The sequence below is a fragment of the Paraburkholderia oxyphila NBRC 105797 genome (assembly GCF_000685075.1).
Lineage (GTDB): Bacteria > Pseudomonadota > Gammaproteobacteria > Burkholderiales > Burkholderiaceae > Paraburkholderia > Paraburkholderia oxyphila.
The window spans coordinates 1-3,492 of record NZ_BAYD01000230.1; the positions used below are offsets into that span (position 1 = coordinate 1).

Genomic DNA, 3,492 nt, shown 5'->3' on the forward strand with positions numbered 1-3,492 from the left:
AGACCCGGCGGTAAGTAGCGTTGCCCCCGCGGACGCGAGGACCTGGTGACTTTGTAGACGGCTGAAGAGTCACGGATCTCCGCCTTCGCGGGGACGACGAGCAGCCACTTTCCCGGCTGCATGCACAACAGAAAAGGACGAAGCATGAAGGACTTGCGCATCGACGGCCAGCGCCTGTGGCGCTCGCTGATGGACCTCGCCGCGATCGGGGCCACCCCAAAGGGTGGCGTCAAGCGGCTGGCGCTGACGGAACTGGATAAGCAGGGGCGCGACCTCGTGGTGTCGTGGGGGCGGGCGGCCGGCCTGGCGGTCACCGTCGATCGCATCGGGAATATCTTCATGCGCCGCGCGGGCACGGAAGCCGATTTTCCGCCGGTGGTGTCGGGTAGCCACATCGACACTCAGCCCACTGGCGGGAAGTTCGACGGCAACTATGGCGTGCTGGCCGCGCTTGAAGTCATGCGCACCCTGGACGATGCCGGCGTGAAAACCCGCTCGCCGCTCGAGGTTGCGATCTGGACAAACGAGGAGGGGTCGCGCTTCGTGCCCGTGATGATGGGCTCCGGCGTGTTTTGTGGCGCGTTTACACTGGAGCACGCTTATGCGGCGCGCGATATCGAAGGCAAGCGCGTGCGCGACGAGCTGGAAGCCATTGGCTACCTTGGCGATGAGGAGCCGGGCAAGCATCCGCTCGGCGCCTACTTCGAGGCGCATATCGAGCAGGGCCCGGTACTCGAGGATGCGGGCAAGGTGATCGGCGTGGTGCCGGGCGTGTTGGGCCTGTCGTGGTATGACTGCGAGGTGACGGGCATGGAGGCCCACGCCGGCCCGACGCCGATGCCGCTGCGCAAGGATGCGTTGCAGGTGGCAACGCGCGTGATGCAGGAGGTGGTGGCCATCGCCAACCGGTATCCGCCCTATGGGCGAGGCACGGTGGGCTTCGTGCAGACGTTCCCCAACAGCCGCAACGTGATTCCGGGCACGGTCAAGTTCAGCATCGACCTGCGCAACGTGAGCGATGCGCTGCTGAACCAGATGCATGACGAGATGCTGGCTTTCATCGAGCGCACGCAGTCGGAAAGCGGCCTGAATATCCGCATCGAACGTGTGTCGTACTACCCACCGTGCGAGTTTCATCCGCAATGCGTCGACGCCGTGCGGCGAGCCACCGACGCGCTCGGCTACTCGACGATGGACGTGGTCTCGGGAGCCGGCCACGATGCCATCTACACCGCGCGCGTGGCGCCGTCGGGGATGATCTTCGTGCCGTGCAAGGACGGCATCAGCCACAATGAAATCGAAGATGCTCGTTCGGAGCATCTGGAAGCCGGCTGCAATGTGTTGCTGCACGCGATGCTGGAACGGGCCGGGCAGGTCGGTTGATACGGGCGGCCGGCGAGTGATCGCGCCGGCAAACCGGCAATGCCCGGTTGTGGTTGGATGGCGGCCGCGCAAAGCGGCCGCTGCGTCAGCCCTTTTTGCTCGCAATGGGCTCGACTACCTCAAGCTGGTCCTCGACAAGGAGCGGCAAGGTCGTCATTGAGCGGCGCGGCGACTTTGGACTGGCGATCTTCATGGGCGACCACGTGGTCTGGACCGTGACACCGGCATTGCATCGGCCTGGACGCACGCCAGCCGGGTATCGTTCTCGCCTGCACTGCGGAGCGCCCGGTTCCCGCACCACGCGGTGCCGGGTTGAGGGCCACGATGCTGGACGCATATACTCACTATGATTCTTTGCAGACATCGTCGAGAGCCGGCGTATCGGGCAGGGACAGGCGCCGCGGCGCGGTGCCCAAAGTGATTTGTCTGGCATTTGGAGCGGCTTGCGGCTTGTAAAAGGTGTCGTCGCGCGGCGTGGCGATCGGCGCGTGGCAACGTCGTTTGGCGAGAGCGATGAGCGTCGGGTGACCGGCGCGAGGCGGGCGTAGGCGGGCAGGCAAGACGAGCCGTTGAGGCGACGGCTTGTGAGCCGAGTCAATGAGGATTGTCGATGGCCCTGACGCCGCCTCCGGGCATGCTGGTCAGGGCAGCTCGTCATCGAAGCGGCATGGCATGGCGAGTTCGTCGGGCTCTGCGTCAGCCAGTCGAAGCGAGCGCAGCGCATGGGGCACATCGAGTGGGCGGCTTCGGTAATGAGGGCTGCATCGCGGGCGTCGGTCCCGGCTTCGCGCGCGCAGGTCGGCGATGAGGAGCATGGCCAAACCCGGCGAACGGGCGACCAAAACGCCTTCGTCGCGGGCGACGGCCGCCGGCAGCGCACCGGTAGTGGCGGGGCCGATTGACGGCGAAAGGCGTTGGCCGTGGACCTTTACCGTGCCTTGTCATAGAGGCGCTTTCCGATCCGATCGAGAGCGACGGCGTGATGATGGTCAATGTCGACGCCAACGAAGCCATCGACGACGTCACGGTTAGCGATCACCAGCCACCGGCCGCGCCCGCTGACAACGCCTCCATATCGTGAGCGACTGGGGGCGGCGGCCATGCCGGGCCGGGCTGGCCCAATTCCCGATTATCGGGGAGTGAAGATAGTAGCGGGGGGTCTATGCAATTGGATTTCAGGCTGATCGCGGCGTTCTCGCTCGTCATGCGAAGCGGTAGCCTCACGCAGGCGGAGGCGGTCAGTGGCATCTCGAAGGCAACGCTGAGCCGTCAGTTGCAAGTGCTGGAGGAGGCGCTCGGCGCAACGCTGTTCAACCGGCGCGCGCGTGGCATGAGCCCGACCGAGGCGGGGCGGGCCTTTCATGTACATTGCGAGCAGATACTGGTCGATGTCTCCGGACGGCTGGAACTCGCCCGCGCGCAACTCCAGGAGATCGGCTCCGGCATTGGCGGCGAACTGTCGATCAAGGCCGACAGCGAATTCAGCACCACTTTCGCCGCGCATGTCGCCAAGCTGTTCGTGGCCAGACATCCGAATGTGAAGCTCAACCTCGATATCGCCGATTACCCCGGCTGCATTCAAGCCGAGGATGTCGACGGCTATATTTGCGCCGAGCTTCCGGATCTGCCGGACCTCGTCGGCAAGCTGCTCGGCCACATCAACTATGGACTTTACGCCAGTCCGTCCTACTTGAAGCGCAAGGGTACCCCTGTCACGCCGATGGACCTGGCGTGTCACGATTCGATCGTAATCCGGGCGACCAGTGCGGGAAAAGACATTCTGATGCTGCATTCGCAAGACGGAATTCAGCCCTATCTTCCCAACGCGAATGTCACGACCAACGATCGCTGGATCATGAAGACGTTCTGCATCGACGGATTTGGTATTGGCCTTTTGCCCGATTTCTTCGTGCAGCCGGAGCTGAGCCGGCAACTGCTCGTTCCGGTATTGCCGGAGTGGAAGCCAAAGCCCAGGCGCATTTACTGTGCTTATCAGAAGCAGCGTTTTGCCGGGAGAAAGCTGCGCGACCTGCTTACGCTGATGGACGAGTGTATCGAGGACATCGATACCTGTTCCAGCTACGTCGGCAGAAGCTCCGCTGGCAGTAG

2 protein-coding genes and 1 pseudogene are annotated in these 3,492 nt (G+C 63.8%); 2 read left to right on the forward strand and 1 reads right to left on the reverse strand.

All coding sequences use genetic code 11. The features are described 5' to 3' along the window. Positions 1-144: 144 nt before the first annotated feature. The gene (locus tag BO1_RS48310) at positions 145-1,383 is read left to right on the forward strand and encodes a Zn-dependent hydrolase (RefSeq protein WP_028223709.1); all 1,239 of its coding nucleotides are present in this window, start codon (positions 145-147) and stop codon (positions 1,381-1,383) included. A 647-nt stretch (positions 1,384-2,030) separates the two neighbouring features. Here BO1_RS48310 and BO1_RS62245 read toward each other — a convergent pair. After that, a pseudogene (locus BO1_RS62245) lies at positions 2,031-2,425 on the reverse strand (IS110 family transposase); the annotation flags it as partial. A 120-nt stretch (positions 2,426-2,545) separates the two neighbouring features. Here BO1_RS62245 and BO1_RS48330 point away from each other — a divergent pair. Further along, the coding region (locus BO1_RS48330) for a LysR family transcriptional regulator (protein WP_028223711.1) at positions 2,546-3,492 on the forward strand (947 nt) is incomplete at its 3' end.

Bases quoted from the DNA above. Each gene is read 5' to 3' on its own strand.
- BO1_RS48310 (WP_028223709.1), top strand. From the start codon at position 145: ATGAAGGACTTGCGCATCGACGGCCAGCGCCTGTGGCGCTCGCTGATG.